Source organism: Halomonas sp. 707B3 (assembly GCF_024158645.1).
Taxonomy (GTDB): Bacteria; Pseudomonadota; Gammaproteobacteria; order Pseudomonadales; family Halomonadaceae; genus Vreelandella; species Vreelandella lionensis.
Genome location: NZ_JAMZBE010000252.1, coordinates 1 through 2,566, shown reverse-complemented (window position 1 = coordinate 2,566; position 2,566 = coordinate 1). Strand labels below are relative to the sequence as shown.

Below are 2,566 nucleotides of genomic sequence, written 5' to 3'. Positions count from 1 at the left end.
CTGCACGGGCGCATTGCCGAGTTGCCCCAGGTGCGCTCAATTAAAATTCCGCCAGTGCCCTACAACCTAGAAGACGCCAAAGCTCGCGTGGCGCGGCTGCGGGCGCTGATTCCTAATGATGTGACCATCGGCATCAGCGGCGACCCCGCCGCCGCGACGGGCCTGTTGGCAGGCTGCGAGGCGTGGTATTCGGTGATGGGCGGGCTCTACCCAGAACTAGCGCTGGCGCTAACACGCGCCGCCCAAGCGGGCGACGCTGAACAGGCTCAAGCCCGCTCAGACGCCTTAGCACCGCTATGGGCGTTGTATCACGACTATGGCGGCAGCCTTCGGGTAGCGGCGACCATTGCCGAACTCACTGGTCGCGCTAGCGCACCTTGCTTGCCTCAACCCCTGAACACCCTGCAAGGGGAAGCTCGTCAACGGGTGGCAGCGGTGATCGAGGCACTGGACCTTCACTAAATCGCATCAAGCAAAGCGCACGTGGCTAAAGCCCTTGCGCACCGCGCCGCAGCCAGTTGTGAACAAACTCCAGCTTGCGCAGCGCCACTTCGGAAAGCACAAACGGGTAGAGATCCGACAGCCCCATCGAACGGTTTACATGGTTTACGCCTGCCACTAAGGATGCCGCAATATGAATCAGCCGCTCTGAATCCGGTTCAGCGTAGGCATCCCAATTATGGTCATCCGGTAGCACGGGCGAGGTCATGCCCGACGACACAAAGCTATCGGTGATATCGGTTAAGTGCAGCAGGTGCGAAGTGGTTTCCGCCCAATCCTCATGGGGGTGAGAAGAGGCGTAGGTCGACAGAAACCGCGTTTGCCAATCCGCAGGCGGGCCGTTTTCATAGTGGCGCTGCAGCGCTGCCGGGTAATCCTCCCGCTCATCGCCAAACATCTCGCGGAAGTCATCCAGAAAATCCTTCCGCAAGCTAAGGCGCCACCACAGCATATGAGCAATTTCATGGCGCATATGGCCAATCATGGTGCGGTAAGGTTCATCCAACGCCTCTTTACGAGTGGTGCGTAGCACGGCATCAGCTTCCGCCACGCTAATCGTCACCACGCCACCCACGTGCCCCATGGGGACAGGCGTACCGCCTTCCGCCAGCATATGAAACACCGGCGGCGCGCCGGGGTCTTCCGGGCGAAACCAGTGCCAGCGGCCTAGGTTATCAATTACCCAGCGCTTGGCTGCCTCGGTTTGCGCCCAGTTGGGTATCGCATCGGAAATGGCAGGGTCCGGGGCTAGGGCGGTCATCGCGCAGGCGCGGCAGAACTCGCCATGCTTGGGGGCAATCCAGTTACAGCCAATCACTTCACGATTGGCACAGAAGGGCGGCATGGGAATAAACGCCCGTGCCTGGGGGTCGTAAGCCACCGGCACACCATCCGCCGTGACCAGGTTATCAAACCAGAGTGAACCGGCACCGACCGGATTAGAAAAAACACGCATAGGTCGGGTATCTCAAGAGAAACGAAGCTTCAGTCTAGGAGCCGAGGCCTGCCTACGCCAATAGCGATTGAGATACCCGGCCAATTAAGCGCTACGCTACCGGAACCGTGCCGCCATCAATCACAAACTCCGTGCCCGTGATTGAGCCTGCCAGCGGCGAGGCCACGAACGCAATCAGGTTCGCCACTTCCGCCGGGGTAGAGGGCCTGCCCAGCGGGATGCCGCCCAGCGCGCCCATGATGATCTGCTTGCCGCCCTCGTAATCGGTGCCTGCCTGCTCGGCCAGACGCTCCGCCAAGGCAACGGCGGCTTCCGTCTCTATCCAACCCGGTGAGACGCGCACCACCCGCACGCCTTGTGGCGACACCTCCTTCGATAAACTCTTGCTATAGGTCGAGAGCGCCGCTTTGGCCGCCGCGTAGGCGGTGGTGGATTCCGGCAAAGGCAGCTCCCGCTGAATAGAAGTCACGTGAACGATTACCCCTTCACCCTGGGCTAGCATGCCCGGCAGCAGGGCGCGGTCTAGCCGCACGGCGGGGAACAGGTTCAGGTTCAGCTCCTGCTGCCACTCGTCTTCACCCAGGGCCGCAAAGCCGCCAGCCGGGGCGGATGAACCGCCCACCACATGCACGATGATATCCACACCGCCCATGCGCGCCTTCACGGCTTCCGCCACTGTCGCGCAGCCTTCGGCCGTGGTGAGATCGGCGGCGACGAACAGCTCTTCAGGCAGAGCCTCGGGGCGGTTGCGGGCGGTGGTTAACACCTGCGCGCCCTCTTCACGAAACAGCGCCACCACCGCCGCGCCCGCGCCTTTACCCCCACCCGTGATCAATACGCGACGGCCGCTAAGCTGCAGGTTCATGGGGTAATCTCCAAGCTTTGAATGCGTTCATCGGCCAGTTCGATATGGTGAAACAGCTGCACCGGGCTACCGGGAAAATCGCCGGTCACGGTGGTGGTAATCACCATCTTGTCGCCATCACGAGAGACGTCAGTGGGCTCCACGTGGTACTCAAACTGGCGGCGGGTGCCGCGTAACCAGGCACGAATGGCGGCAATGCCCTGGTGGGTTTGCCCTTCATCCACCACGCGGGCATCGGCGGTAAA

4 protein-coding genes are annotated in these 2,566 nt (G+C 61.7%); 1 reads left to right on the top strand and 3 read right to left on the bottom strand.

Translation table 11 applies throughout. The features are described 5' to 3' along the window. On the top strand, positions 1 to 462 hold a 462-nt coding region (locus BIS10_RS18285), incomplete at its 5' end, for a dihydrodipicolinate synthase family protein (RefSeq protein WP_253507559.1). 25 nt (positions 463 to 487) lie between these two features. On the opposite strand, the gene BIS10_RS18280 is transcribed toward BIS10_RS18285, so the two are convergent. From BIS10_RS18280 to BIS10_RS18270, 3 genes are all read right to left on the bottom strand, one after another. After that, positions 488 to 1,456, bottom strand: a complete 969-nt coding sequence (locus BIS10_RS18280) for a putative zinc-binding metallopeptidase (RefSeq protein WP_253507556.1) — start codon at positions 1,454 to 1,456, stop codon at positions 488 to 490. 91 nt (positions 1,457 to 1,547) lie between these two features. Beyond that, positions 1,548 to 2,321 carry an SDR family oxidoreductase gene (locus tag BIS10_RS18275; protein ID WP_253507554.1) on the bottom strand — a complete coding sequence of 258 codons (774 nt, stop codon included), beginning with the start codon at positions 2,319 to 2,321 and terminating at the stop codon, positions 1,548 to 1,550. Next, the coding region (locus BIS10_RS18270) for a nuclear transport factor 2 family protein (RefSeq protein ID WP_253507552.1) at positions 2,318 to 2,566 on the bottom strand (249 nt) is incomplete at its 5' end. The genes BIS10_RS18270 and BIS10_RS18275, both read right to left, overlap by 4 nt.

Bases quoted from the DNA above. Each gene is read 5' to 3' on its own strand.
- BIS10_RS18280 (WP_253507556.1), bottom strand. From the start codon at position 1,456: ATGCGTGTTTTTTCTAATCCGGTCGGTGCCGGTTCACTCTGGTTTGAT.
- BIS10_RS18275 (WP_253507554.1), bottom strand. From the start codon at position 2,321: ATGAACCTGCAGCTTAGCGGCCGTCGCGTATTGATCACGGGTGGGGGT.